The 26,107-nt window shown below is 69.4% G+C and carries 17 protein-coding genes; 5 read left to right on the forward strand and 12 right to left on the reverse strand.

Translation table 11 applies throughout. The features are described 5' to 3' along the window. Nucleotide 1: 1 nt before the first annotated feature. The 10 genes from ACYVIO_RS36850 to ACYVIO_RS36895 form a co-directional block, all read right to left on the reverse strand. On the reverse strand, nucleotides 2–1,123 hold the full coding sequence (locus ACYVIO_RS36850) for an extracellular solute-binding protein (protein ID WP_460655622.1): 1,122 nt from the start codon (nucleotides 1,121–1,123) through the stop codon (nucleotides 2–4). Next, on the reverse strand, nucleotides 1,120–2,301 hold the full coding sequence (locus ACYVIO_RS36855) for a CaiB/BaiF CoA transferase family protein (RefSeq protein WP_460655623.1): 1,182 nt from the start codon (nucleotides 2,299–2,301) through the stop codon (nucleotides 1,120–1,122). Before ACYVIO_RS36855 ends, ACYVIO_RS36850 begins: the two co-directional genes overlap by 4 nt. Nucleotides 2,302–2,310: 9 nt before the next feature. After that, nucleotides 2,311–3,069, reverse strand: coding sequence for an SDR family NAD(P)-dependent oxidoreductase (locus ACYVIO_RS36860; RefSeq protein ID WP_460655624.1), 759 nt, complete (start codon nucleotides 3,067–3,069; stop codon nucleotides 2,311–2,313). A gap of 5 nt (nucleotides 3,070–3,074) precedes the next feature. Continuing rightward, nucleotides 3,075–4,967, reverse strand: coding sequence for a right-handed parallel beta-helix repeat-containing protein (locus tag ACYVIO_RS36865; protein WP_460655625.1), 1,893 nt, complete (start codon nucleotides 4,965–4,967; stop codon nucleotides 3,075–3,077). Nucleotides 4,968–5,082: 115 nt separating this feature from the next. Further along, the gene (locus ACYVIO_RS36870) at nucleotides 5,083–6,945 is read right to left on the reverse strand and encodes a right-handed parallel beta-helix repeat-containing protein (RefSeq protein ID WP_460655626.1); all 1,863 of its coding nucleotides are present in this window, start codon (nucleotides 6,943–6,945) and stop codon (nucleotides 5,083–5,085) included. A gap of 29 nt (nucleotides 6,946–6,974) precedes the next feature. After that, nucleotides 6,975–7,787, reverse strand: coding sequence for an RraA family protein (locus ACYVIO_RS36875; RefSeq protein ID WP_460655627.1), 813 nt, complete (start codon nucleotides 7,785–7,787; stop codon nucleotides 6,975–6,977). Between the two features lie 46 nt (nucleotides 7,788–7,833). After that, a complete protein-coding gene (locus tag ACYVIO_RS36880; protein WP_460655628.1) occupies nucleotides 7,834–9,777 on the reverse strand; it encodes a hypothetical protein in 1,944 nt (647 codons plus the stop codon). Nucleotides 9,778–9,782: 5 nt separating this feature from the next. Beyond that, complete coding sequence (locus ACYVIO_RS36885) at nucleotides 9,783–10,670, reverse strand: carbohydrate ABC transporter permease (RefSeq protein WP_460655629.1); 888 nt, start codon at nucleotides 10,668–10,670, stop codon at nucleotides 9,783–9,785. Next, nucleotides 10,667–11,563, reverse strand: coding sequence for a carbohydrate ABC transporter permease (locus tag ACYVIO_RS36890; protein WP_460655630.1), 897 nt, complete (start codon nucleotides 11,561–11,563; stop codon nucleotides 10,667–10,669). The genes ACYVIO_RS36885 and ACYVIO_RS36890 overlap by 4 nt, the downstream gene beginning before the upstream one ends. Beyond that, nucleotides 11,560–12,828 carry an ABC transporter substrate-binding protein gene (locus ACYVIO_RS36895; protein WP_460655631.1) on the reverse strand — a complete coding sequence of 423 codons (1,269 nt, stop codon included), beginning with the start codon at nucleotides 12,826–12,828 and terminating at the stop codon, nucleotides 11,560–11,562. The genes ACYVIO_RS36890 and ACYVIO_RS36895 overlap by 4 nt, the downstream gene beginning before the upstream one ends. A gap of 175 nt (nucleotides 12,829–13,003) precedes the next feature. Between ACYVIO_RS36895 and ACYVIO_RS36900 the strand changes: the two genes are divergently transcribed. The 5 genes from ACYVIO_RS36900 to ACYVIO_RS36920 are packed head-to-tail and all read left to right on the forward strand — an operon-like array spanning nucleotide 13,004 to nucleotide 21,098. Continuing rightward, nucleotides 13,004–14,242, forward strand: a complete 1,239-nt coding sequence (locus ACYVIO_RS36900) for a GntR family transcriptional regulator (protein WP_460655632.1) — start codon at nucleotides 13,004–13,006, stop codon at nucleotides 14,240–14,242. Continuing rightward, nucleotides 14,235–15,110 (forward strand): amidohydrolase family protein, encoded by an 876-nt coding sequence (locus ACYVIO_RS36905; protein WP_460655633.1) that lies wholly within the window; start codon nucleotides 14,235–14,237, stop codon nucleotides 15,108–15,110. Before ACYVIO_RS36900 ends, ACYVIO_RS36905 begins: the two co-directional genes overlap by 8 nt. Further along, nucleotides 15,047–17,479, forward strand: coding sequence for a glycoside hydrolase family 95 protein (locus ACYVIO_RS36910; protein ID WP_460655634.1), 2,433 nt, complete (start codon nucleotides 15,047–15,049; stop codon nucleotides 17,477–17,479). The genes ACYVIO_RS36905 and ACYVIO_RS36910 overlap by 64 nt, the downstream gene beginning before the upstream one ends. Then, nucleotides 17,476–18,336 (forward strand): aldo/keto reductase, encoded by an 861-nt coding sequence (locus tag ACYVIO_RS36915; protein WP_460655635.1) that lies wholly within the window; start codon nucleotides 17,476–17,478, stop codon nucleotides 18,334–18,336. Before ACYVIO_RS36910 ends, ACYVIO_RS36915 begins: the two co-directional genes overlap by 4 nt. Next, nucleotides 18,336–21,098: a glycosyl hydrolase family 95 catalytic domain-containing protein gene (locus tag ACYVIO_RS36920; RefSeq protein WP_460655636.1), complete on the forward strand. Its 2,763-nt coding sequence runs from the start codon at nucleotides 18,336–18,338 to the stop codon at nucleotides 21,096–21,098. Before ACYVIO_RS36915 ends, ACYVIO_RS36920 begins: the two co-directional genes overlap by 1 nt. On the opposite strand, the gene ACYVIO_RS36925 is transcribed toward ACYVIO_RS36920, so the two are convergent. Together ACYVIO_RS36925 and ACYVIO_RS36930 are read right to left on the reverse strand one after the other, a co-directional pair. Next, the gene (locus ACYVIO_RS36925; protein WP_460655637.1) at nucleotides 21,085–24,036 is read right to left on the reverse strand and encodes a glycoside hydrolase family 2 TIM barrel-domain containing protein; all 2,952 of its coding nucleotides are present in this window, start codon (nucleotides 24,034–24,036) and stop codon (nucleotides 21,085–21,087) included. The genes ACYVIO_RS36920 and ACYVIO_RS36925 overlap by 14 nt on opposite strands. Further along, entirely contained in the window at nucleotides 24,036–26,075 is a 2,040-nt protein-coding gene (locus ACYVIO_RS36930; protein ID WP_460655638.1) for a beta-galactosidase, read from the reverse strand. Before ACYVIO_RS36930 ends, ACYVIO_RS36925 begins: the two co-directional genes overlap by 1 nt. Nucleotides 26,076–26,107 lie beyond the last annotated feature (32 nt).

Below are 26,107 nucleotides of genomic sequence, written 5' to 3' on the forward strand. Positions count from 1 at the left end.
CTCATCCCACTTCCTGCGCGGCCGGCACCCGGGCGCGGTAGTCGGCCTCGATCCGGTCGATAGCGCGCCCCGGATCCTCGTCGTTGCCAAGCAGTTCACGCACCCGCTCGGACAGCTCGTCCTGGAACGCGATCCAGCCGTCGAAGCGCGGCCTGATGTACGACGCCGTCAGCGTGTCCAGCGTCGCGGAGTAGTGCCCGTTCCAGGCCTGATCGACCTCCGGCGACGACCACACCGCGGCAGAAGCCGACTGACCACCGGCCGGCGACACGACCTCAAGCTGAGTCTGTACGTCGAGCAGCCCGCGGGCGTACTTGGTCACCGCGAGCACGCGCGAGTAGGCCCGCCGGGTCACCGCAAGGCCGGTCCCACCGAGAGTCCCCAACCCAGGTCCGTCTCCCGCCAGCAACCCCGGCGCCGTCGACCAGGCCAACGGCCGCCGACCTGCACCATCAGCGCCGTAGTACGCGTAGCTGTACACGAGCGGGCAACACACCAAGTCGCTGCTCATAGCAAGCAGCTCGTGGATCGCGATCGGATCGAGCCCCGCGGCCTCCTGATCGCTGCGCCGCCAAACCTGCCGCAACACGTCGACCGCTGCCACCGCACGCGAACGCTCCAGGAGCCCAGCCTGAGACCGGTCCCCCGCCATCCCCAGCAGGCTCAGCCCAGCATGCGGCCCGGCCACACACAGCACAGTCCCCGAAAGCTCCACCACCTCGGACCACCGAGTCGGTGGCGCGCTCAGCAGATCCGGCCGGTACAAGAGCGTCTGTGTCGCGGCGTCCAGCGGCAGCGCCCAGTTGTGCCCGTACAGGCGATAGCTCTCCCACGTCGGAGCCACCGCCCGTGACCGCCACACTGCCAAGTCCTCACCCGCGAACACGTCGTCGACCGGCAGTACCGCGCCGGCCTCGATCGCAGCCCCGAGCCCCGGGTGATCCACCACCAGCAGGTCGTACTTCTCCGCCAACGACGCCAACGGCTGCGACTCGAACCCCGACAACGGCTGCTTGTCCCACACCACCCGTACGCCGTCCGCGCCCCCGGCAGCCTCGAAGGCCTCCAACGGGCGAAACCCGCGCGGGTGATCCCACGTCAGCCCCCGCAACTCGACGGTCACGCGACAACCCCACGCTGAACGAACTCAGCAACCCGCGCCTCAGGCACGCCAAGCTCACTCAGTAGCTCCGCAGTGTGCTCACCGGTCAACGGCGCGGGCCGGCGAATCTCAGCCGGCGTCCGTCCAAAGCGATACGGAAACCCCGGCGTCGTCACTTCACCTTCCGTCGGGTGCTTGTAGGTCACGAACGACCCGTTGTGCACCACCTGCGGATCCACCTGCACATCCGCGTAGTCGTACACCGGCCCGCACCACACCCCACGCTCCCGCAGCTTCTCCAGCCAGTACTCCGTCGACTCCCGCACCAGCGCTGCCGACACCGCTCCCGAGATCTCGTCCCGCCGGACGAACCCGTCCCGCTCAGCATCCAGCCCAGCCAGCGAGGGCGCGTCCAGCACTTCCGCCAGCACCGACAGATCAGCGAACGCCAGCGACAGGTACCCGTCCGACGTACTGAAGATCCCGTACGGCGCCCGAATGTAGCTGTGCGCGTGCACCTCCTCCGACCGCGTCTGCGCGACCCCGCCGACGGTGTGCACCGACAACTCCTGCATCTGCAACGCGATCACCGCGTCCAGCATGTTCACCTGAACGAGCTGCCCTTCCCCGGTCCGCTCCCGGTGCAGCAACGCCGCGAGCACACCCTCGAACGCGCTGTACGCCGTCACCGCATCAGCCAGGAAGTACGGCGCCGCAACCGGCGGCTCCCCCGGGCGACCAGCGCTGAACAGTGCTCCGCTCATCGCCTGCACCAGCAGGTCCTGCCCCGGCCACCCGGCGTACGGACCGGTCTCGCCGTACCCCGACACCGACACGTAGACGAGGTCCGGCCGCAGAGCCCGCAAGGTCTCGTAGTCGACACCCAGCCGCGCCGCGACCCCCGGACGGTAGTTCTGCAGGAACACGTCCGCCGTCCGCACCAGCTCGTACAGCAACTCGCGGCCCTCGTCCGACTTCAGGTTCACGGCGAGGCTGCGCTTGTTCCGGTTGAGCGACAGGAACGAGGCGTTGACCTCGACCCCCGTCGCTCCCCCGGCCGCGGTGTGCCGCTGCCACTCGCCGCTGGTCGGTTCGACCTTGACCACGTCCGCGCCGAGATCGCCGAGGCGCATCGCGGCCAGCGGTCCGGCCATCGCCACCGAGACGTCGAGCACCCGGTAGCCGTCCAAGATTCCCATCGTGTTCCTTTACTGTGCGGTCCAGCCGGCGTCCACGGGGAGCACCGCACCGGTGATGAAGGAGGCGTCGTCGCTGGCCAGGAAGGCGATCGCCGCGGCGACCTCCTCGGGCTGCCCGATCCGGCCGAGCGCGTGGTGCCGGTCGACCATCGCCTGCATCGCGCCGGGGTCGTCCTCACCGCCGACCTTGCCGTTGCGGATCAGCGGGGTGTCGATCAGGCCGGGCGCGACGCAGTTCGCCCGGACGCCGTCCCGGCCGTGGTCCAGCGCCATCGCCCGGGTCAGGTTCTCGACGCCGGCCTTGGCAGCGCAGTACGCCGAACGGTTCCGCTCGCCGACCGTGCCGATGGCCGACGAGATCGTCACGATCGCGCCTCCACCCTGGGCGACAAAGCCGGGAAGCACCGCTCGGGCCGAGTGGTAGACGCCGGTCAGGTCGACGTCGAGGATCGTCTGCCACTGGTCGGGCGTGGTGTTCGGCACGGTGTCGCATACGTCGACACCAGCCGCGGAGACCAGAACGTGAACACCGCCCAGCTCCAAGGCCACCTCCTCGACCACGGCAACAATCCGCGCAGCATCGGTGACGTCCAGCTGGTAGCCGCGCCCGCCGAGCTCCTGGCCCAGGGCCTCGGCCGCGGCGCCGTCGCGATCGGCAACGACGACAGTGCCGCCCTCGGCGGCGATCCGGCGGGCGGTGGCCGCCCCGATCCCGGACGCTGCTCCGGTGATCAGGGCGACCTTGCCGTGGAAACGTTGGGTGTCCATCGACCTCAGGGCTTCTCGTAGGCGAAGGACGGCAGCACGCCGATCTGGTCGTACTGCATCCGGGAGTCGTCGAAGCCGTCCTCCCAACTGACATTGGCGAAGGTGTCGCAGGGGCCGGCGGACGGACCGTGGTACGGATCGCTCTCGGTGTTGGTCACCTTGATGTCCGAGAACGCGAACCCGCAGCCGCCGAAGTCCATGTGCACGCCGTACGGCTTCTGGTCCGGCATCGACGGGTCGGCGTTGGCGTCGTCGATGATCAACTGCGAGACCTGCGCGTCCGGCGTGTACGGCGGTTCGTTCCGTACGCCGTACGCGTAGAACGGGCCGGTGTCGCCGCTGTCCTTGGTCAGGTGCGACAGCCGGACGTGGTGCACGGTGTTGGCGCCGGTGTAGTTGTCCGCGTTCGGGATCTCGGGCCGCGACTCGATGCTGATGCCGTACCGGGCGCCGTGCTCGACGACGGTGTGGCTGATCTCGTTGCCGCCGCTGTTCACGATCTCGACACCGGCGGAGTCACCAGGAACCAGCTCGCCGACGTGGTGCACGTAGTTGTTGGTGAAGGTGTTGCCGTGGGCAAGGTCTCCCTCGCCCGGCCAGCCGCCCTCGACCTTGATGCCGTCGTTGCCGAGGTGCTCGAGCAGGCTGCCGGAGACCGTCGTGCCTTCGTTGGCGAACAGCAGCTCGATCGCGGTGAACCCGGTCTGCGAGATGTGCAGGTTCGTCAGCCGGACCCCACGGGTGTTGGTCAGCGTGATCGCGCCCCACCGGTTGCGCGGCAGCTCGATCTGCGTGTCGTACTTCGGGTACTTGTGCTTGATCCCGGAGTCGCCGGTGCCGTTCCAGCCGTACCGGTACCACTCCATGAAGTCGGTGTGCCGGATCGCGAGACCGTCCAGGGTCAGGTTCTCGACCCGCCGCTTCGCCGAGGCACCGGCGATGCTGAACACCTCGGTCTGCGTCGGGCGCTGCACCTTGACGTTGTCCATCGTGCCGCCGGCCGGCTTGTAGTACAGCTGCTTCGCCGCGTAGTCCAGGTAGTACTCACCGGCCTGGTCGAGCAGGCTGAGCGAGTTCTGCACGAAGTACCGCGAACCGCCGCCGGAGTTCACCATCGAGTACCGGGTCGGGTAGACGAGCGTCGAGCGGCGCTTGGTGAAGTTGATGTCCAGCATCGGCACCGTGTCGGTGAACCACGACCACGAGCCACCCGACCAGACCACGACCTGCGCCGGCCACGAGGTGCCCAGCTTCAGGTCCCAGGCCGGATCGATGTCGCCGTCGGCGAACCCGATCTGATCGCGCACCGCCTCCTTCGACGGATCGATCAAGGTCGAGCGCAGGTACGGCGCCCACTCCTCGTCGCTGCGCCGGTTCGGGAACCGTGCGGTCGTCGCGCGCTTCCCGTCGACGTACAGGGTGTAGAACGGCTGCTTGACGTCGACGGACGCCTTGAAGATCCCGTCCTTGTACGGCGTCCAGCCGGTCACCTCCTCAGCGGCGTCGAACACCGCCTTCCCCGGCCCGTCCGCGCTGCGGTAGGTCACTCCGGAGTCCCGGTCGTCGAAGGTGATCGTCTTGTCCACCTGATAGGTCCCGGCCCGGAGGTTGACCACCGGGACACAGCCCTGGCCGGCAGCCGCCCGCCGGGCGCGGACCGTGTCGCGGGCATGCTCCACGGTCCGCCACGGCTTGGCCTTCGTCCCCGCCGCCTGATCGTTGCCATCGGCAGCGACCCAGAACGACGGGCACTTGCTTGCATCGGAGCTTCCACCGAGCGCGGCCGGCGCGACGCCGAGCGCCGCGCCACTGCCGAGCACCAGCGCGGGCAGGACGAGACCGACTGCGGCGCCGAGGACCAGGCCGGACCTCGCGCCGAGACGGGGTTTGGGGGACATCTGTGGCTTCCTTCCACTCGGGGCGGTGGGCGATCCAGCGGGAAAAGCTTTGCCTGCTGGTCCGGAAGAAGGCGCGGCCGGTCGGGTGGGTCCGACCGGCCGCGCCGGGGCGGAGTCAGTTCTGCGGGACGTCGTACGGGAAGCTCGGCAAAACGCCGATCTTGTCGTACTCCATCTTCGAGGCGTCGAAGTCCGCCGCCCAGTCGGCGTTCGTCACCTGGTTGCACTGGTAGGACTGGTACTTCTGGTCGGTCACCTTGCCGACCTGGACGTTGCTGAACGAGTAGCCGCAGCCGCCGGCGTCCATGTGCACGCCGCGGGTGCCGCCGGCGTCCGGCATCGACGGGTCCGGGATGACGTCGCCGATCACCATCTGGTCGACGGTGTTCTTGATCGGATGCGGATCCTGGTTGCCCACGCCGTAGCTGTAGAACGAGCCCATGTCGCCGCTGTCCAGCCCGGTCTCCTCCAGCCGGATGTACTTGAAGCTGTTGCCGTCGGTGTACTGGTCGCCGTCCTTGACCTCGGGCCGCGACTCCAGGCTGATGCCGTACCGGGCGCTGTGCCGGACGACGATGTTCTCGATCTTGTTCTTGCCGGTGTCCATCAGCTCGATCCCGGCCGAGTCACCCGGCACCAGCTCGCCGATGTGCGAGATGTAGTTGTTGGTGATCGTGTGGTGGTTGCTCAGGTCACCTTCACCCGGCCAGCCGCCCTCGACCTTGATGCCGTCGGCACCGATGTTCTCCAGCAGGCTGTCGGCGATCTTCACGTGGTCGTTGGCGAACAGCAGGTAGATCCCGGTGAAGCCGGTGTCGGACACGTGCAGCTTGGTCAGGTCGATGTTGCTGGTGTTGGTCAGCCGGACCGCGCCGAACCGGTTCCGCGGCATCTCGATCTGCCGGTCGTACTCCGGGTACTTGTGCGGCTCACCGGCGTCGCCACCGGCCACCCAGCCGTTGCGGTACCAGCTGAGGAAGTCGGAGTACTGCACGCCGAGCCCGTCGAAGGCGACGTCGTGCAGCCGGTCGTCGGCCGACGCGCCCGCGAGGTCGAGCACCGTGCTGACCGTCGGCCGGAGCACCTTCACGCCGTCCATCGATCCGCCGCGCGGCTTGTAGTAGACCTCGCCGGCCTTGGAGTCCAGGTAGTACTCACCGGGCTGGTCGAGGAAGCTCAGCGAGTTCTGGAAGAAGTACCGCGAGCCGCCGCGGCTGTTCACCATCGCGTACCGGGTCCAGTACTTCAGCGTGGTCTGGGTCTTGGTGAAGTTCGTGTCGAGCAGCGGGATGGTGTCGGTGAACCAGCTCCACGACCCACCGGACCAGATCGTCACCGACGCCTGGCTCATGTCCCACGACGGATCCCAGTCCCCCGGCTTGCCCCACAGCCAGTTGTGCACGTCCATCTTGTCCTCCTCGTAGAGGATGGACGTCAGGTACGGCGACCAGGTGTCGTCGGTCCCGCGGTTGGGGTAGCGGGCGTTGGTGGCGCGCTGACCGCCCTCGAACAACGTGTAGAACGGCTTCGACGCGTCCACCTTGGCCTTGTAGATGCCGTCCTTGTACGGCTGCCAGCCGGTGATCTCCTCGGCACCGGACAGCGTCGCCTGGCCGGGACCGTCCGCGCTGCGGTAGATCACCTGGTGGCCGTTGCTGCCGGAGTCGCGCTGGTCGAGCTTGATCGTGCTGTCGACCGGGTACGTGCCGGCCTTGAGGTTGACCGTCACGTCGCACGTCATCGACTGGTTGAGCTTCTTCGCGCGGATCTCGTCGCGGGCCTTGGTGACGGTCTTCCACGGCTGCTTCTCGGTGCCCTTGGCGGAATCGTTGCCATAGGGGGCGACCCAGAACTTGGCGCACTTGGCCGCCTCGGCGGTCTGGGCGCTGAACTGGACGGCGGCGACCGTCACCAGGGCGGCCGCGACCACCCCGGCGCCGACGCCGAGCGCCGTACGCCTTCGTGTGTTTCTGGACATCTGGGCGGGGTCCTCTCGGGGAAAAAAGATCAGTCGCCGGCGCCGTTGCCGTTCTGCGTGGCGCGCCAGCGCTCGTACTCGAGCCGGGTCTTGCTGTTCAGGGGGTAGTAGTCGCGCAGCGGAGCGCCCTCGTCGATCCGCCGGCGGCTGAACTTCTCCCACTCGTCGTGCTCGGCCGCGGCCTGCACGACGGCCTCGGCCCGCCGCCGCGGCACGACGACGGCACCGTCGTCGTCGGCGACCACGAGGTCACCGGGCAGGGCCAGGACGCCGCCGACCGCGACCGGGACGTTGTACGCCCACGGGAACAGTTCGGCCTGCGACGCGTAGTGCGGGGTGGCGCCGGTCGACCAGATCGGGACGTCCAGCTCGGAGACCCGGGGAACGTCGCGGATCCGGCCGTCCACCACGATGCCGGCACCGCCCCGGAGCTTGAAGTAGCGCACCAGCATGTCGCCGAAGCAGCCGGTGGTGTGGCTGCCGTACGCCTGGACGACCAGGACGTCGCCGGGCTGCACCTCGTCGAGCACGGCCCACAGCGCCGTACTGCGTTCGATGTACTCCTGCGACTGCCCGTCGGCGATGTCCTCGCGCTGCGGCATGAACTGCAGCGTGAGGGCCCGGCCGACGATCTTCGCGCCGGGCGACATGCTGGTCGGTCCGTCGACGAAGGTGCGCCGGATGCCCTGGTTGTGCAAGCGAGCGCAGGCAGTGGCCGATCCGATCGCGGACAGTCGCTGCACCAGGTCGGGATCGGCCACCGGCGGGTCGTCGCCGCGGACCGGGAGGTCCCAGACCGGAGACTCCGGCGTCACCGGGGCCTGCTCGACATCGCTGCTCAAGATCTGTCTCCTACTCGTGGTGGTGTTCTCGGGGAAGGCTGTGAGGTCAGGTGACCGGGAGCGCGACGTGCGCGGCCCGGTACGCGTTCGGGGTCAGCCGCAGCTCGAGCCGGATCATCCGGCCGGGCGGCAGGACCACCTCGATGCGGTTGCCGTCGACAACGATCGTCTCGGTCCCGGCCGCGGGGGCCGGGGAGGTGTAGGCCGGTGCCGGTCCGGGATAGACGCCGGTCGCGGTGGACACCGTCGCCTCGTCGATCCGCTCGGTACCGAACCCACCAGCCTGTACGACGACCCGCCGCGTCCTCGTCGCGGACAGGTTCACCAGCTGCAACCCGGTCCGCTCCGGCTCGACCGTGTCCACCAACGCGGACACGTCCGCGGGCAGACCGGGCCGGCCACGCTCCGGGTCGACGTACAGCACCCGGAACGGCAGCAGCCCGCCGTTGTAGAGCATCTGCGGCGTCCCTGTGGTGAGCTGGAGCAGCGCCTCGGTCGCGACCGGGTTGTGCCGCTGCCAGTGGTGGACGTGCATGTCGGCCGGGTCGGTCCGGTCGGCGGCCATCAGGTCCATCCGGCGCTGCACCTGCGAGAGCGCGACGCCGAGCATCGCCTCCGGGTAGCCGGGGTTGTCCCCCGCCAGGTACGCCAGCCACGGCGCCTCGTGACCGGCGTCCTCCTTGTTGCGGAAGTCGCGCACGGTCCGCCAGTCGTAGCCGCTGCGCTGCCGCAGCCGAGCGAGCCGGTCGCCGTCGGCCGGGTCGAACGCGGCCTGGTAGAGCCACATCGGGAGGCCGAGCTGCGGCGGCTGGTAGTCGAACCAGCCCTCCTCGCCGTACCGGTTCGGGATCAGCAGGGTCGGTGTCGCGGTGTCGTCGCCGAGCTCGGCCTGCCAGCGGTCGCGGATGCTCATCGGCGTCCCGTCGACGGTGCCCGTGACTCCCCGCTCGTACAGGTGGTCCAGGAGCTCGCGGGCCAGATCGAGCCGGCTCGCGTCACCGGTCAGCAGTACGCCGTTCAGCGCGGCGACGCAGGCGGCCGAGCCGACGCTGTAGACGCCGTGCGGCCAGGCCCAGCCGTAGTTCCCGCCGTGCCAGCGACCGTCGTGCAGCTCGCCGACGATCCCGTTCGCGCCGACGTTGTCCGGAATGATCCCGCCGTTGGCCTTCGCCCGCTCGTGCCAGGCGTCGAGGTACTCCAGCGTCCAGTTCGAGAACCGGTCGTTGTGGTCGTACAGCCACGCGTTGGCCGCGAGTGTGGTGGCCGCGAGGTTCACCGCGGCGTCACCGGCACCGAGCCGGCGCATCATCTCGGCACCCATCAGGTCCGCCTTGGCCGGATCCTCCAGGTCGGACCACGTCTCGATCCCCGGTACGCCGGCCAGCGGCAGCCCGAACGGCTTCATGCTCGCGAGGTTCGCGCCGAACGAGCGCCACTCGTCGTTGATCCCCCAGCGCGGCCCGCCGGCACCGTTGTGCGGCGCGCGAATGATCCGGTGCTCCGGGTCGTAGTTCGCGGTCGGCGAGCCCGGCAGGTAGAGGTCGGCGAACCGGTACGCGCGTTCGCGGAACACCTCGTCGGCCGGGTCGGCGGCGCACAGCGCGTAGAAGAAGATCATCGACTCGCCGAGGTGGAACCAGTCGTAGCCGCGCTCGAACTCGTCGACCAGGAAGCCCAGGTCGGTGAGCTGGCGGGTGACGCCCTCCCAGTGCCACTTCGACACCTCGAGCAGGTCGTCCGCGCCGCCGAGCTGGTAGAGCACCGGCCAGTTCACGAACGCCTCGTAGAAGTCGTCGGCGCCGTCGCGGCTGGGCACCTCCCCGGCGTACCGGAGACTGCCGTCGGGCTTGCAGTAGCGCTCGCGGAACAGCCACCAGCCCTCGTCCATCACGTCGAACAGGCGGCGCTGCATGATCGCCCAGGCCGGCGGGCTGCCGACCGGGGTGGCCGCGACGACCCGGGGCGGGGCCACGGCGGGGGCGGTGGTCATCGTCGTCATCCCTTCGTCGCCCCCGTGGTCAGGCCGCTGATGACGTGCCGCTGGAGCAGCACGAAGACCACCAGCAGCGGGGCGACCGCCAGCAGCAGCGTGGGGAAGACGACCGTGTAGTCGGTCGAGTACTGGCTCACCGCGGCGTACACGCCGGTGGTGACGGTGTAGAGCCCGCTGCCCGGGCCGAGGATGATCTGCGGGTTCACGAAGTCGTTCCACACCGAGAAGGTGTTCAGGATGACCATCGTGACGACCGCCGGCTTCATCAGCGGGAAGACGATCGACCAGAAGATCCGGTGCTTGCCGGCACCGTCGACCGCGGCCGCCTCGTCCAGGCTGGCCGGCACGGTCATGATGTAACCGGCGTACAGGAAGATCGAGAACGGCAGCGTCAGCGTGGTCTCGAACAGGACGAACCCGGGGATCGTGCCCATCAGGCCGAGGTACTTCAGCGTGTAGACGACCGGGATCACCAGCACCTGGCTGGGGATGAACGTCCCGGCGACGAACAGCAGCAGGAGCATCCGGAAGCGGCGTTCGGTCCGGCGGGCGATCACGTACGAGACCGGGCCGGCCAGGGCGATCGACAGCACGTTGACCGAGACCACGAACAGCGCGGTGACGGCGTAGCCCTTGAGGATGTCGAAGTCGGAGTTGTTCCAGGCCTTCTGCAGGTACTCGGTCGTCAGCAGGTCCGGCGAGAGCGAGAACGGGTGCGCGAGGATGTCCTGCTGCGACTTGAACGCGCTGACCACCAGCAGGTACAGCGGGATCAGCATCAGGATGCTGACGACGGTCAGGAAGGCGATCCGGCCGGCGCCGCGGACCTTCAGGCGGGCCGGAGCAGGGCGGGTCGTCGTACGGACTCTGGCGAGGCGGATGGCGCTCATGCCTTGACCCCCTGGTCCGCGCGGGAGCGCAGGCGGGCGACCGTGAGCGCGAGGCCCGCGGTGACCAGCATCAGGACGACCGACTGGGCCGAGCCGAAGCCGAGCGCGTTGTTGTGGAAGGAGTCCCACAGGATCAGGTACGCCGCGGTCTGCGTCGTGCCGGCCGGGCCGCCGCCGGTCAGCGAGACGACCAGGTCGTAGGTCTTCAGCAGGCTGACCAGCGAGAGCACCAGGTTCACCGTGACCACCGGCGCGAGGGCCGGCAGCGTCACGTTGAGGAAGGTCTGCCGCGGCGAGGCGCCGTCGATCCGGGCCGCCTCGAGCAGTTCCTTCGAGACCGTCTGCAGCCCAGCCAGGTAGAGCACGACGTTGACGCCGAACCCGGCCCAGACCAGTACGCCGATCAGCGTCGCGAGCGCCCAGTTCGGGTTCGACAGGAACGGCAGCACCTCCGCGCCGCGCGTGGTGAGGAAGCCGTTCACGACGCCCGACGTACCGAGAACGGCGCTCCACAGGAAGCCGACCACCAGCGCGCTCAGGACGTGCGGGTAGAACAGGACGACACGGAAGAACGCGTTCAGCCGGGACGCCGCGTTCACCAGCAGGGCGAAGCCCAGACCCAGCACGCTGAGCAGGACGGTGCCGACGCCCGCGATCAGGAGGGTGACCCAGCCCGCGCGGATCGCCTCGTCGCTGCGGGCGAGGTCGGCGTAGTTCCGCAGCCCGACCAGGGCCGGGTTCGCGCTGTAGCCGTCCCAGTTGGTCAGGCTGAGGTAGATCGACAACCCGACCGGGACCACGAGCATGACGACGAAGAGCAGCAGCGCGGGACCGACCATGCTCGCCGTGGTCAGCCGGTCCCGCAGGCGAGCGGCCGCTGCCGGCGTACTCACGACTTGGACCCCATCCAGCTGTCGATCCGGGTCGCCACGTCCTGCGCGCTCTTGCCGGTGTAGAGGCTCTGGACGGCCTTGTTCCACTCGCCGTTGAAGCCCTGCGGCAGCGTGGTCGCGCCGTAGCCCTCGCCCTGCGCGACCTGCTTCGGCGCCTGGTCGAGGATCGCCTGGACGTCCTTGCCGAGCGGGGTCAGGACCTCGGTGAAGCCCTTGCGGAAGTTGCCGTCCTGGGACAGCTGGCTCTGCACGGCCTTCTGGTCGGTGACCAGGTACTGCACGAGCTTCAGCGACAGGTCACGCTGCTCGGTCGACTTCAGCACCATGTACGGCGCCGCCATCGTCACGCCCTGCGGACCCGGGCTCGGCTGACCGGCCTCGGTCGGCGCCGGGAAGACGCTCAGGTCGAACTTCGGCTTGGCGTCCTCGGCGGTCCGGACGAACCAGCTGCCCATCACGTACATCGCGGACTTGCCGGACAGGAAGTTCGTCTGCGCGTTCACGTCGTCGAGGCCGAGCGCGTTCTTGTCGACGTACCCGTTCTTGATCCAGGACGCGTAGCGCTCGAGCAGCGGCTGCATCGTCTTGCCGACGGTGAGTTCCTTGCTCGCGACCTTCTGGTACCAGTCCGGGTGCGCCGAGGCGATCACCGGGTCGCTGAGCTGGAGCAGCTGCAGGCCGGTCACGTAGTCGCCCGCGGTCTGCAGCGGCAGGTACCCGGCGGCCTTCAGCTTGGCCATCGCGGCGTCGAGCTCGTCCAGGGTCTTCGGTACGGCGGTGATGCCGGCCTTCGCGAAGGCGTCCTTGTTGTAGTAGACCAGCGACTGCGCCTGCTGACCGACGCCGACGGTGTAGACCTTCCCGTCCAGCGCGGCCTGCTCGGCCAGCGGCGTCTCCTTGGTCCACGCCTGGTCGGTCAGGTCGAGCATCTGCGGGGCCAGCGTCTTGTCGGCCATCAGCGTTTCGACGACGTCCGGGGCGTTGCCTGCCGCGAGCAGCTGCGGAAGGGTGTCCTTGACGCCCACGCCGGTCGGCGCCTCGATCTTGACGTCGACACCGGGGTTGGCGTCCTCGAACGGCTTGACCAGCCCCTCCCAGTACGCCTTGGTCAGGTTGGGCGTGATGTTGACGAGCATCCGGACCGAGCCGGTGCTGCTTCCCGAGGAGCCTTCGTCGCTGAAGCCTCCACCCCCGCAGGACGCCGCGCCCACCAGGATCGCGGCACCGAGAACGACGCCGAGAGTGCGGCGTGCTGAACGAGACATCGGGTCCTCCTACCGAACGTCCTGGCTCCGGAACGAGCCAGGCCTCACTAGCGATGGACAATGCAGGGGGCCGCGCTCAAGTGTCAATATATAAACGGCTTATCCGGGCTTTTGAGTCAGAAGTCCGTACCATCGCCTCTCGACAGATCCGGCACTGCGGGGCCAGTATCGAGCCATGCCCGACGCCGGACGTCCCAAGTCGCCGCTGACCCTGTCGGCGGCCGAGCGCACCGCGCTCACCGATCTCGCCACCGGTCCCACCACCAGCGAGGCGATGCGCCTGCGCGCCCGGATCGTGCTCACCTGCGCGGAGGGGCACTCGAACAAGGACGTCGCCGACGCGCTCACGGTGACCCCGGGAACGGTCGGCAAGTGGCGGCGCCGGTTCCTGCGGATGGGGATGGCCGGCCTCGACGACGGGATGCGCAGCGGCCGGCCGCGGATGGTCGACCGGGTCCGGCTGGGTGCGTTGCCCGCCGGATCGATGGCCGATACCGGACAGTCCACCCAGCGGTCCACTCAACGGCCCGGCGGGGACGGCCGAGGGGTGCTGTCCGGCAGCCTGGCCGACGCGGCGGAGCTCGTCGGCGAACTGGACTGGGCCACCGCGCTGCCGGCCGACCGGCAGCCGTCGACGCGGCAGGTCGCCGCGGCGTACGGGGTGTCCCAGTCGACCGTCGCCCGCCGGCGGCGCGAGGAGCAGCACCACTACCGGACCGGCGGCGGGCTCGCGTTGCGCTCGACGCAACCGCCGCCTCCGCCGGCCAACGACACCGAACTGCTGTCCGACCGGGTGTACGAGGCGATCCGCGGCTGGATACTGTCCGGCGAGCTCGCCCCCGGGATGCGCGTGGTCGAGTCGGAGATCGCACGGGTGCTCGGCACCAGCCAGACCCCGGCTCGCGAGGCCGTACGGCGGCTGGCGCACGAGGGGCTGGTGACGTACCGGCCGAGGCTCGGCAACTTCGTCACCGAGATCTCCCAGGTCGAGGCCCGCGAGGCGCGCGAGGTCCGGGTGCTGCTGGAGACCGCGGCCGCCCGGCGGGCGACCGGGCACGTCCCCGAGGAGGAGCTGCAACTGCTCCGGATCGAGGTCGCCCGGATGATCGAGGCCGCCGAGCACCACGACATCGGCGCCTTCCGCGAGGCCGACCTGCGGTTCCACCGCCAGGTCCTCGCCGTCAGCGGCAACTCGATGCTGCTGCGCGTCTGGCGGGCACTCGAGCCGGCGCTGTGGAGCCTGCAGGTGGTGTCGAACGCGATGTACGCCGGTGATTGGGGGCTGATGGCCCGCCGCCACCACGATCTGGTCGACGTACTGGGTGCCAACGATCCGGAGGATGCTGCTCGCCTGTTCTCCGCCCACGCCCGCGGCGAAAGCTCGATCACGAGACCGGCCGCCCGCCATGACTGAGCCGCCCGCTCCCCCCCTCACCGTCGACGCTCACGTCCACGTGTGGGACCTCGCCCGGCGGCAACTGCCCTGGTTGCCCGCCGGCCACCCACTCCGGCGCGACTACCTGGTGGAGGACCTGCGTGAGGCGTCCGGTGGCGTCGTGCCGGAGTGCGTGCTGGTCCAGGCCGATGCCGATCCGGCTGAGGTCCATGACCTGCTGGCCCTCGCCGAGGAACACCCGGAAGTGCTGGGTGTTGTCGGATGGTTCGACCTGCGGGAGGACCTCACCGCACAGTTCGCAGCACTCGCCGATCGGCTCGTCGGAGTGCGGTGTCCGCCCGCGGATCAGCACGATCCGTCCGCGTTCACCGATCCCGCCTTCGTCCGCGGTGTGCAGGCAGCCGCGCAGGCCGACCTCGCCGTCGACCTGCTGCTCCGCCCGTCCGCGCTCCCCGGCGCCGCTCAGCTGGCTGCCGCCGTACCCGACGCGCGACTGGTGATCGACCACCTCGGCAATCCGCCTGGCGAGGCCTGGGCCGACGGCATGAAGGCACTCGCCGACACCGGCAACGTCGTCGTCAAACTCTCCGGCGCCTATCTCCCGCCCGACGACCTCGCGGCCCACATCGACTTCCTGCTCGGCCTGTTGGGCAGCGACCGCTTGATGTTCGGCTCCGACTGGCCTGTCTGCACGCTGCGATCCAGCCGTGCCGAGACGATCCGCCTCTTCACCACCCTCGTTCCTCCCGCCGCGCACGACGACGTGTTCGGCGGCACCGCACGACGTACCTACTCCCACCCCGCCCGAAGACAGGGAGCACCATGTCCGACTACACCCGGCGCCAGGTCCTCAAGACCGCCGGCGCCGCCGCAGGCACTGCTCTAGCCGCCGGCGCGCTGACCGATCCGCTCACCGCGGCTGCCGTTCCCGAACCTTCCCGCCCCGAGACCAACCCGCTGAAGCTCTGGTACCAGCAGCCCGCCGTCGAGTGGCTCCAAGCACTTGCCATTGGCAACGGCCGCCTCGGTGCGATGGTGTACGGCGGCACCGCCACCGAACGCCTGCAGCTCAACGAGGACTCCGTCTGGGCCGGCGGCCCGCACCAGTACGACGACCCGGTCGGCAAGGAGGTCCTGCCGGAGATCCGTCGCCTGATCGCCGAGGAGAAGTACCTCGAAGCGCAGAACCTGGCCGACGAGCACTTCATGGGCCGCCCGACCGAGCAGATGCAGTACCAGCCGGTCGGCGACCTCGAGCTGACCTTCCCCGGCATCACCGAGACCGACGTCACCGAGTACCGGCGCGAGCTGGACCTGACCACCGCGATCACGTCGACGAGCTTCGTTTCCGGCGGGGTCCGCTACCGCCGCGAGGTCTTCGTCAGCCACCCGGCGCAGGTCCTGGTCCTCCGGCTGACCGCGGACCAGCCCGGCAAGCTGTCCTTCAGCACCACCTACACCACCCCGCAGGCGGCGACCGTCGACCGCTTCGACGACACCACCCTCGCGCTCAACGGCATCAGCGGCGACGCCGAGGGCCTGACCGGCTCGGTGAAGTTCTGCGCGCTGCTCCGCGCGTTCGCCGACGGTGGCAGCACGACCGTTGCCGACGGCAAGCTCACAGTGGACGGCGCCGACGAGGTGACCCTGCTGCTGTCGATCGGCACCAGCTACCGCAACTACCACGACGTCACCGACGACCAGGTCGCCAAGGCGCTCGCGCCGCTGACGAAGTTGCGGCAACCGGCGTACGGGCGACTGCGGCAGGAGCACGTCGGCGACTACCGGCGGCTGTTCGGCCGGCTGGACATCGACCTCGGGACGTCGGACGCGATCGCGCTGCCGACCGACCAGCGGATCGTGGCCTTCCGCAACGGTGGTGACCCACAACTGGCCGCGCTGTACTACCAGTTCGGTCGCTACCTGCTGATCTCCAGCTCGCGCAGCCCGGGCCAGCCGGCCAACCTGCAGGGGATCTGGAGCTACAAGATGCTGCCCGAGTGGCAGTCGAAGTTCACGCTGAACATCAACGCCGAGATGAACTACTGGCCGGCCGGTCCGACCAACCTGGCCGAGTGCTGGGACCCGATGTTCCAGATGATCGGCGAGCTGGCCGAGACCGGCAAGCGCACCGCCGAGCTGATGTACGACGCACCGGGCTGGGTCGCGCACCACAACACCGACGGCTGGCGCGGCACCGCTCCGGTGGACTTCGCCTTCTACGGCGTCTGGCCGACCGGCGGCGCGTGGTTGTCGCTGCTGTTCTGGGAGCGGTACGAGTACACCGGCGACGTGGCGATGCTGCGCAAGTTCTACCCCGTACTGCGGGGTGCGGTGGAGTTCTTCCTCGACCAGTTGCAGACCGACGCGGCGACGGGCTATCTGGTGACCAGCCCGTCGCACTCGCCGGAACTGAAGCACCACGACTACGACAACAACGGCGTCAGCATCTGCGCCGGACCGACGATGGACGGCGAGATCCTGCACGACCTGTTCAAGGTCTTCGGCCAGGCCTCGCAGCTGCTCGGCCATGACGCGTCGATGGCGGCCCAGGCCGCCGCGGCGCGGGCCAAGCTGCCCCCGATCCAGATCGGCTTCCTCGGCCAGATCCAGGAGTGGCTGATCGACTGGGAGGAGGCCGCGACCGAGACCAGCCGGCACGTCTCGCACCTGTGGGCGGTGTTCCCGAGCGACCAGATCACCCCACGCCGTACGCCGGAGCTCGCGGACGCGGCACGCAAGTCGCTCGAGCTGCGCGGACCGGCGGTCACGGCCGGCTGGTCGCTGGCGTGGAAGCTGAACCTGCGGGCGCGCCTGCTCGAACCGGACAACGCGTACAAGCACCTCACCCAGCTGATCGCGCCCGGGCGGACCGCACCGAACCTGTTCGACCTGCACCCGCCGTTCCAGATCGACGGCAACTTCGGCGGGGTCTCGGGTCTCACCGAGATGATTCTGCAGAGCCACTCCGGCGAGGTCGCCCTGCTGCCGTGCCTGCCGACGGCGTTCGGCACCGGCAAGGTCAGCGGGCTGCGGGCGCGTGGAGGTTTCGAGGTCGAGCTGTCGTGGGCCGACGGGAAGTTGACCAAGGCAAGGATCAGGTCGCTGCTCGGCAACCGCCTCAAGCTGCGCACCGGTAGCCGCGTGGATGTGAAGTCGACCCGAGGCCCGGTCGCCTTCGGCCGCCCGGAGGACGGTGTGGTCGAGTTCCGGACGACCGCCGGCGTCGAGTACCTGATCGAGCCGCGCCCATGAAACAACTTGAACCTCTGGGACTGGGCACCGCGCCGCTGGCCGGGAACGAGCCCGGCGATGACGCCCGAGCAGAGGCCGCCTTGCGGGCGGCGATCGATGCCGGGATCACGTACTTCGACACCGCTCCCCTGTACGGTGCGGGAACTGCCGAACGGCGACTCGGCAAAGGACTCGCCGGATTACCGCGCACGTCGTACACGGTGTCGACGAAGGCCGGGCGGCGGGTGGTGGACGAGGCCGGCGGTGCGGTGAAGTACGACTTCAGCCGTGACGGCATCGCGCGCTCGGTCGAAGACAGCCTCACCCGGCTCGGCCTGGACCACGTCGACGTCGTCTACCTGCACGACCCCGACCACCACGAACGGCAGGCACTCGACGAGGCCTACCCGGTGCTCGACGACCTGCGCAGCCAGGGTGTGATCGGTGCCATCGGCATCGGCATGAACAGCGCCGCGATGCCCGCCCGCTTCGTCCGCTCCACCGGAATCGACGCGGTCCTGATCGCCGGCCGCTACACCCTGCTCGACCGGTCGGCGGCCGACGACCTACTCGTCGCGGCCGCGGAGCGGGACGTCGCGGTGATCGCGGGCGGGGTCTTCAACTCGGGCATCCTCGCCGGCGGATCGACCTACGACTACCACCCCGCATCCGCGGAGATCGTGGAACGGGTCGAGCAGATGGCGAAGACCTGCACGATGTTCGGCGTACCGCTCAAGGCAGCAGCTATGCGCTTCCCCGCGACCCACGAAGCGGTGACGAGCGTCCTGATCGGCTGCTCGACGGCGGACGAGGTCCGCGAGAACGCCGCCCTGTGGGCACACCCACTACCCGCCGAGCTCTGGGAGAGGTTGACGTGATGCAGCCTGTTCGCTGGACCTTGCCCCTGCTCGTCACCTTGCTCGCCGCCACCACCGGCTCACTCGCCACCGCCGGCCCGTCAGCTCCGCCGGATCGTGCGACCACCGCGTGGCACAACGGCGCGCTGCGCGCCGATCCGGCCGGTCTGGTCGCCCGCTCGGACCTGGTCCAGGAAGGGCCGGCCTGGCAGGCCTACCAGGCGATGCCGCTCGGCAACGGAACGCTCGGCGCCGCGGTCTGGGCGGAGAAGGGCTACACCGCCCAGCTCAACCGCGTCGACACCTTCCCCGAGCTCAAGTCCGCCGGCCGCCTCGTCGTACCGGGTCTCGACCCGCTGATGCGTGCCGACGACTACACCGGCCGTCTCGCCCTGTACGACGGCCAGGTGGTCCAGCGCGGCGGCGGGATGTCCGCCCGCTCGTACATCCGCGCCGACGCGGACCAGTTCGTCCTCGAGGTCACCGGCGCCGACCCCGGCAAGCAACAGACCGCCGACCTCAAACTCTGGGACGGCCGCACCCCGACCGCCAGTGCCGCGAATGCCGTCGCCGCACTGGCCGAGACGTTCCACGACAAAGCCTCCGGCAGTACGACGGGCGCCGTCGCCGCGCTCACCGCCCGAGCTCGTGGGGTATCGGCGACGGTGGTCGACCCGTTGACCGTGCGCCTCACCTTCCGGCCGAACGCGGACGGCTCGTTCCGGCTCGTGGTCGGCGTACCGGCGTACACCGGTGGTGACGTCGCCGCGGCCGCTCAGAAGGCTTTGAGGAGCGCCGACGAGTCGGCCCGGCGGCACACGGAGTGGTGGCACGCGTTCTGGGCGAAGGCCGCGCCGCTGCGCATCACGTCGGCCGACGGCTCCGGCGAGTACGTCGAGAACCTGCGCACCCTGCAGCTCTACACGATGGGTGCGTCGATGCGGTCCGCCGTACCGAGCACGCACGGCGCCGTCGTCCGGATGTTCTCCTCGGCCAAGGACCAGGCCGACTGGGCGCAGGACTCGTACTGGCACTTCAACCTGCGGATGCTGGTCTCGTCCAACCTCGGCGCCGGTCTCGGTGAGTTCAACTCGCCGTACTTCCGGTTCTACCTCGACCAGGCCGCCGCGATGAAGGAGTGGACGCGCACGCACTGGGTCGGGGCGAAGGGCACCTGCGTGCCCGAGTTCCTCCGGTACGACGGGACCGCCGACGGTTGCGACAGCACGGGCGAGCCGAGCTGGGTGAAGCGGATCCTGAGCAGCGGGCCGGAACTGGTGAACAACCTCTGGCAGCAGTACCGCTACACCGGCGACCGCGCGCTGCTCGAACGGGCGTACCCGTTGATGCGCGACATCGTCGAGTTCCACCTGTCCGTGCTGAAGCGTGGCACGGACGGCTATCTGCACCTGGAACATGTGAACGCGCTCGAGGTGCAGTGGGACACGACTGACCCAACGCCCGACCTCGCCGGGATGCGAGTCGTCTTCCCGATCGTCGCCGATCTCGCGGACTCGCAAGGGGATCGCGCGCTGGCGAAGCGGCTGCGGGACGCGGTGGCCAAGCTCCCGCCGTTCCGGACGATCGAACGCGGCGGTGAGCAGGTGCTCGCCTGGTCCGGGACCGACGAGGCGCCACAGAACACGCAGAACCCGGAGCTGGAGGCGCTGTGGCCCTGGGGGCTCTTCGACGAGAACTCGGAGCTGCTGCAGGCGACGTACCGGCAGCGCGTCTATCCGCAGGACAAGGACTGGGGCATGGACAGCACGTGGGCTGCTCGGCTCGGGCAGGCCGATGAGGTCAAACGCCTGCTGCTGAAGGGCATCGAGGACTTCCAGATCTTCCCGAACGGCTTCACCGTGCACCGCACCGGGCGGGAGGCGGTCCGGCAGCAGAGCTTCTACAACGAGTGGGGCGGCGTGCTGACGACCGGTCTCCAGGAAGCGCTCGTTCAGTCGTACGACGGGGTGGTGCACGTCGCGCCGGCCTGGCCGAGCGGGTGGGACGTCGCCGGGTCGGTCGAGATCGCGGGTGGGCATCGGATCAGCACCGAGGTGCGCGACGGCGTGCCGAGCATGGTCGGGATCGAGGCCGACAGCAAGGAGTCGCTGCGGGTCCGGAATCCCTGGGCCGGGGAGCGGATCCGGGTGGTCGACGAGCGGAGCGGGCGGGCCGTCGTCGGGCCGACCGCTGACGAGATCGTCACCGCGCCTGTCGTGGCCGGTCGTTCGTACGTCGTCGAGCGGGTTGCGGTGCCGCTGTCGTCGTTCGCTTTCGCGCCGCTGACCGGTCGGGCTGCTGATGCGGTGAAGACGGTCGGGACGCGGCTGCTCGGCGTACGGAGGAGTGAACCGCCGTTGCAGAGCGACCTGGTGACCGTGAAGTCGCCGGACAAGTTGCAGAACCTGGTCAAGGCTCAGGCCGGAGCGCAGATCTACGTCGACCGCAGCTACACGGTGACGGACCTGCCTACGGAATTGACCGGACAGGCGCTCGTCCCTGGGGCGAACGACGACTCGAAGAACACGAGTCCGGCGTACCTGACCTTCGACGTGAGCCGGCCGGCGACCGTGTACGTCGCGTTCGATCCCCGCGGCGAGGGGGTGTGGTGGCCGGAGTGGTTGCGCACCTTCACCCGCACCGGCGAGACCGTCGGCACGACCGACCAGCGGCTGCTGCTCTTCAAGCGGGACGTGCCGGCCGGGCAGGTTCAGCTCGGTGCCAACTCCGGCGTGGTCGACAAGGGCAACTCGACCTACATCACCTTCGTCACTCCACGCTGAGCGGCCGGAACGTCACCGCGAACGAGTACGGCCCGGGAGCGAGCACATATTGCTGCGCCGCTCTCGGGCCGCACGACGCGCTCCCCAGTCCGTTCTGGGCGAGGTCGAGGTTGACGTAGACCTGGTCGCGTGCGACCAGGTCGCTACGGTGCTTCGCCTGCTCCAGATCCTCGGTCGTCCACCGCCGCGCCGTCAGCTGGAAGAACGCCTCACCGTCGACCCGCATCCCGTTGCCTTCGGCATCGGTCAGCTCGGCCCAGCGGACGTCGATCCGCGAGCCGTTCTCCTGCGGTACGACGTACGGCGTCTGCAGGTCGTCCACGCTCGCTGTGTACCTGCCGACCCGCGCTGCCTGGCGACTGTCGGCGTACGCCTCGCCTGGTCCCCCGCCGAACCAGCTCGCTCGGTCGATCGCCGCGGGTAACGCCATCCGCACACCGACCCGCGGCCAGCTCTCGCAGACGGGCTTGATCGTCGCGCCCGGCCCAAGCCAACCGCCTTCTGGCTCAACCTCGACCTCCAGGCGCAATGCGCCTCCCGCCGCGGCGTCGCGGCCGTGGCCTTGCCGCACGCTGGTCCACCGGTAGGAAACCCGCACCCCGAGCCCCAGCCCGTCCGGCGCGACCCGGCCACGCACCAGCAGCTCGCGCTCGCCAACCTCCAAGTGGTCAGCCCGATGCACCAGCCGGTCCAATCCTGCGGCCCGCCACTCATTCGTGACGCCGTTGGTGCCGCCTTGCCCGTTGTCGTTGTCCGTCGGCGCCCGCCACAGATCCAGCCGGGGGCTCTCGACCGGCATCCCCGCCAGCTCGATCAACTGACCGCTCCGGTCGAAGACGCCGGGCCCGAGCCTGAGGTACTCCCCGTCCTCGACAACCCGGTCACCTGACGCAACCGGCGAGACCTCGGCACCTCGCAACTGAAACTGCGCCCACGCAACCTCGTGCCCAGCCTCCACCCACGCCTCGTCCTTCGCCAGCACAGCGCGCACTATCAACCACCGTTCGCCACCAGAAGCCCCGGCCACCGCGACCTCACCCGCAAGCCCAGGTTGCGACACCTCAGCTGCCGCACCCGGCGCAACCTCCGGGACCTCCAGCACTCCCCCAGCGACCTCCACCCCCTCCACCTCTTCACTCCACAGGAACGTCAAGTGGTCCAGCGTCGCGAAATCCTGCCGGTTCTCGATCCTCAGCGGGTCCGGACCGGTGATCCGCACCGGCTCGATTACCTTCTTGTACTCCGTCAGCCCAGGCGACGGCGTCCGATCCGGGAACAGCAGCCCGTCGATGCAGAAGTTCGACCCGTGCACCTTCTCGCCGAACGCACCGCCGTACACGGGATCAACGGCCCCCGGCAGCAGCAGCCCGTGATCGATCCACTCCCAGACGAACCCGCCCTGCAGCCGCGGGTACTTCTCGAACACCCGCTGGTAGTCCACCAACCCGCCCGGACCGTTGCCCATGGCATGCGCGTACTCGCAGAGGACGAACGGCAACGCCCTCCGCCGCGCCTCGAGCTCGGGCGCGATCTCCGCCGGCACCTCCTCGGTCCGGGTACCGATCCGTTCCAGCTCGTCCAACGGCGTGTACATCAAGCTGTAGAAGTCCGAGAACTCGTAGCTCCGGTCCCGCTCGTAGAACAGCGCCCGGCCGGGATCGCGCTCCCGCACCCACGCCTCCATCACGCCGAAGTTGCGACCGCGGTGGCTCTCGTTGCCCAGCGACCAGATCACCACGCTCGGATGGTTCTTGTCCCGCTCGACCATCCGCCGCATCCGGTCCAGCATCATCGGCGCCCAGTCCGGGTCGTCCGCGGGATTGCCTTCCCAGCCGGTGTAGATGAACCCGTGCGTCTCGACGTCGCACTCGTCGATCACCCACAGCCCCAGCTCGTCGCACAGGTCCAGGAAGGCCGGGTGCGGCGGGTAGTGCGCAGTCCGTACGGCGTTCAGGTTGTGCTGCTTCATCAGCACGAGGTCCTGCCGCATCGCCTCGAACCCGATCGCGCGGCCGTGGCGCTCGTCGTGCTCGTGCCGGTTCACGCCCCGGAAGAAGAGCGGCCGCCCGTTGACCGTCAGCTGGTCGTCGACCAGCGCGACCGTTCGGAACCCGATGCGCAGCGCAACGGTCTCACCGGGAGAAACGACAGTCGCGTCGTACAGCCGCGGGATCTCGGCCGACCAGGGATCGATGCCCGGGACAACGACCGTCTCCCCCGGTGCGAGGTCCAGTCCCAGCTCCGGCACGACCACTCGCACGTCGTACGACCCGCTGGTCACGCAGTCGACCCGCAGCGCTCCCTCGCCGGTGACGTGGTCGAAGCCCGCGTGGACGAAGACGTCCTCGACGCCCTCGACCGGGCGGCTGCGCAACGTCACGTCGCGGAAGATCCCCGGCAGCCACCACATGTCCTGGTCCTCGAGGTAGCTGCCCGAGGACCACTGGTGCACGCGCACGGTCAGCAGGTTCCGCCCCGGCCGCAGGTGTGGCCCGGCCTCGAACTCGCTCGGCAGCCGGCTGCCCTTGGACGTGCCGAGCTCGACGCCGTTCAGCCAGACCTTGAAGCACGACTCGACGCCTTCGAACCGCAGTACGGCGCTTCCGTCCGGCCATTCCGCCGGCAGGTCGAACCAGTGCCGGTGGTCGCCGGTCGGATTCGCCGCGGGCGTCCGCGGCGGGTCGATCGGGAACGGGAAGGCGGTGTTCGTGTACCGCGGCCGGTCGTGGCCCTGCAGCACCCAGTGCCCGGGCACGACCAGCTCGTCCCAGTCGTCGTCGGCCAGCGCCGGCGACATCACGTCGTACGGCGCTTGCGCGGGACCGGCCGACAGCTTGAACCGCCACGTGCCGTTGAGGCTCAGCTCCGGAGCGGACGAGTGCAGCCACGCGCGCGGCTCCCGCCGGCCGGTGCCGGGTTCGAGATCCTCGAAGTACATCAGGCGTCCTCCTTCAGAACCCGCACGTCCCGAGCTTGCAGCCGGATCAGCTCGTCGACCCGCTGCTCAGCGAGCACGTCGGTCAGAGCGCTCGGCACCACCACGTCCACCGGATCGCCGGACCAGTTGTGCACGAACCAGAGCCGCTCACCGGCCGGATTCACCGCGGACAACGCGGTCACCGACGCAGGCAACTCCCATCCGCTGGCACCACCGGCGAACTCGGCGATCGACCGCGCCAGTGCCGCGTCGGGCACAGTGCCGACGTACGTCACCCGCCCGTCGCCGAACTGCTTGCTCGTGACCACCGGCCGCCGCCCGCCACCCGGGTGCTCGTACCAGGCCAGCGCCTCGCCATCGTCCAGCACCAGGCCATCAGCCCACCGCGTCGCGTGCCCGGCCAACCCATCGACCGGCAGCGGCTCGAGCAGGTTCTCGAACTCCAGGTAGTGCACCCCGGCCGCTTCCCGCAGCCGCCCCGGTGCCACCTCCGCCCGAGCACGCGCCTCAGGATCGCCGTACCCCGTACGCGGGCCGATCACGAGATGCCCACCCGCCCGCGCGTACTCCACCAGCGCATCGAGTTCATCATCCGACGCGGTGTAGAAAGCAGGCACAACCAGCACAGGTACATTTCCAGCAGTGGCAAGATGCTCGGCCGCCAAGACCCCCGGCCTCAATCCAGCGTCCACCACACCCGTGTAGAACGCCGTGACGATCGCCTTGTACGACCCCACATCCGGCACCCCACCGGCGTGCGCCAGCGGCGGCTGGAACTGCAGAGCCCAGTCGCTCTCGGTCGACCAGAGCACCGCGACATCCACCTCCGGCCGCAACCCCGCAACAACCTCACCAGCCGCAACCAGCTCAGCCCCCAGCGCAGCGATCTCCCGATACACCCGCCCCGGCTCCAGCGAGTGCCCGAGAATCCCACCCCAGTACGTCTCCGCGCCGTGATGAATCGAGTGCCAGTGCCAGTACTGCACCAGCTGGGCACCACGCGACACCAGCGCCCACGCGAGCTGCCGCAGTTGCCCGTCGTACGGCGGATGGTTGAGCTGCGAGCCACCGATCGACGTCGAGTTCGTCTCGGTCACCAGGAACGGCCCCTGTCGCGACGCCTGGATCCGGTCCGCCGACAGGTAGAGCTCCGCAACACTCCGCCCGAACCACCCCGGCTCGAACCGCTGAGGACCCGCCGGCCGGTCCAACCCGTCCTGCACGTGCACGTAAACATTGCCCGCAGCAACATCCAGCCGCTCGGTCAGCGGCACGTCGGCCACCGCCGCCCGGCTGTACGCCAGACAGGTCGTCACGAACTGCCCAGGCCGCCGCAGCTCGCGGACCAGATCCGCCTGCCACCCGATGAAGTCCGTCGTCCGCCCCGCCTGAAACCTCCGCCAGGCCAGGTCGTACGACGGCGTGCTGTTGCCATCAGGTCGCCACAGCTCCGACCACTCACTCAACCGATGCGACCAGTACGTCAGCCCCCACGCCTCGTTCAGCGCCTCAACCGACCCGTACTGCTCCCGCAGCGAGGCCACGAACGCCTGGAACGTGCTCTCGTTGTGCGGCAGCAGCAGCCCCGGCTCGTTGTCGACCTGGTACCCGATCACCGCCGGATGGTCCCGGTAGTGCCCGACCACGCGCCGCACCACCCGCTCGGCGTGGAACAGGAACGCGGGCTGGTGGTAGTCGACTTCCTGGCGCACACCCCACGGCACCCGCTCGCCCGTACGGCGCTCGGCCGCGATCTCCGGGTGAGCCCGCTGCAACCACGGCGGTACGGCGTACGTCGGTGTCCCGAGCACGACCCCGATCCCCCGCGCCGAGGCACCGTCGAGCACCGGCCGAAGCCACTCCAGCTCGAACACCCCGTCGCGCGGTTCCCAGGTCGACCAGACCGACTCGCCCACCCTGATCACGGTGATCCCCGCGGCGGCCATCAGGTCCAGATCGGTGTCGATCCGTCCGGCCAGCGCCCGCGGCAGGTACTCCGGGTAGTACGCCGTCCCCAGCAGAATCCGTGACGGCAGCATGCCCAGAACCTAACCCGAGAGGGCCACCGAGG

The sequence above is a fragment of the Kribbella endophytica genome, from assembly GCF_054781295.1.

Bases quoted from the DNA above. Each gene is read 5' to 3' on its own strand.
- ACYVIO_RS36900 (WP_460655632.1), top strand. From the start codon at position 13,004: ATGCCCGACGCCGGACGTCCCAAGTCGCCGCTGACCCTGTCGGCGGCC.
- ACYVIO_RS36885 (WP_460655629.1), bottom strand. From the start codon at position 10,670: ATGAGCGCCATCCGCCTCGCCAGAGTCCGTACGACGACCCGCCCTGCT.
- ACYVIO_RS36870 (WP_460655626.1), bottom strand. From the start codon at position 6,945: ATGTCCAGAAACACACGAAGGCGTACGGCGCTCGGCGTCGGCGCCGGG.
- ACYVIO_RS36860 (WP_460655624.1), bottom strand. From the start codon at position 3,069: ATGGACACCCAACGTTTCCACGGCAAGGTCGCCCTGATCACCGGAGCA.
- ACYVIO_RS36880 (WP_460655628.1), bottom strand. From the start codon at position 9,777: ATGACCACCGCCCCCGCCGTGGCCCCGCCCCGGGTCGTCGCGGCCACC.
- ACYVIO_RS36915 (WP_460655635.1), top strand. From the start codon at position 17,476: ATGAAACAACTTGAACCTCTGGGACTGGGCACCGCGCCGCTGGCCGGG.
- ACYVIO_RS36855 (WP_460655623.1), bottom strand. From the start codon at position 2,301: ATGGGAATCTTGGACGGCTACCGGGTGCTCGACGTCTCGGTGGCGATG.
- ACYVIO_RS36930 (WP_460655638.1), bottom strand. From the start codon at position 26,075: ATGCTGCCGTCACGGATTCTGCTGGGGACGGCGTACTACCCGGAGTAC.
- ACYVIO_RS36910 (WP_460655634.1), top strand. From the start codon at position 15,047: ATGTCCGACTACACCCGGCGCCAGGTCCTCAAGACCGCCGGCGCCGCC.
- ACYVIO_RS36865 (WP_460655625.1), bottom strand. From the start codon at position 4,967: ATGTCCCCCAAACCCCGTCTCGGCGCGAGGTCCGGCCTGGTCCTCGGC.
- ACYVIO_RS36925 (WP_460655637.1), bottom strand. From the start codon at position 24,036: ATGTACTTCGAGGATCTCGAACCCGGCACCGGCCGGCGGGAGCCGCGC.
- ACYVIO_RS36895 (WP_460655631.1), bottom strand. From the start codon at position 12,828: ATGTCTCGTTCAGCACGCCGCACTCTCGGCGTCGTTCTCGGTGCCGCG.
- ACYVIO_RS36905 (WP_460655633.1), top strand. From the start codon at position 14,235: ATGACTGAGCCGCCCGCTCCCCCCCTCACCGTCGACGCTCACGTCCAC.
- ACYVIO_RS36920 (WP_460655636.1), top strand. From the start codon at position 18,336: ATGCAGCCTGTTCGCTGGACCTTGCCCCTGCTCGTCACCTTGCTCGCC.